The sequence below is a fragment of the Terrisporobacter mayombei genome, assembly GCF_020748465.1.
Lineage (GTDB): Bacteria > Bacillota > Clostridia > Peptostreptococcales > Peptostreptococcaceae > Terrisporobacter > Terrisporobacter mayombei.
The window spans coordinates 1-437 of the sequence record NZ_JAHZMP010000282.1 but is presented as its reverse complement, the minus strand read 5'-3'; the positions used below and the strand labels follow the sequence as shown (position 1 = coordinate 437).

Here is a 437-nt window from a genome sequence, read left to right as displayed (position 1 = left end):
TACAAGCACAAACTCCATTTTTTCTTTTACATTTTCTGGTATTTCATCTAAGTCAGCTTCACACTCTTTAGCAATCCATACTTTTGTTATACTAGCACTATGAACTGCTACTAACTTTTTTTTAACTCCTCTTACTGCTAATACCCTACCTCTTAAACTTATTTTTCCTGTCCTTGCTATATTTCCAGGCACACGACTTTTAGTAACTGCTGAGAGTACTGCAAGAGCCATCGTTATATCAGATGATAGTCCATCTTTTGTAACAGAACCCTCTGGAATGTGTATATGAATATCATTCGTATTATAAAAATCAGGGTCTATATCAAACTTGTCCACTATTGACCTTATATAAGAGATACCTGTCTTAGCAGATTCTTTCATAACATCTCCTAGCTTTCCAGTTAATACAATTTCTCCCTTACCTTTAAGTACATTTA

General features: G+C 34.1%; 1 protein-coding gene. It reads right to left on the bottom strand.

Translation table 11 applies throughout. The annotated features are described in order from the left end of the window. On the bottom strand, positions 1–437 hold a 437-nt coding region (locus K0039_RS21575), incomplete at both ends, for a S16 family serine protease (RefSeq protein ID WP_272491559.1).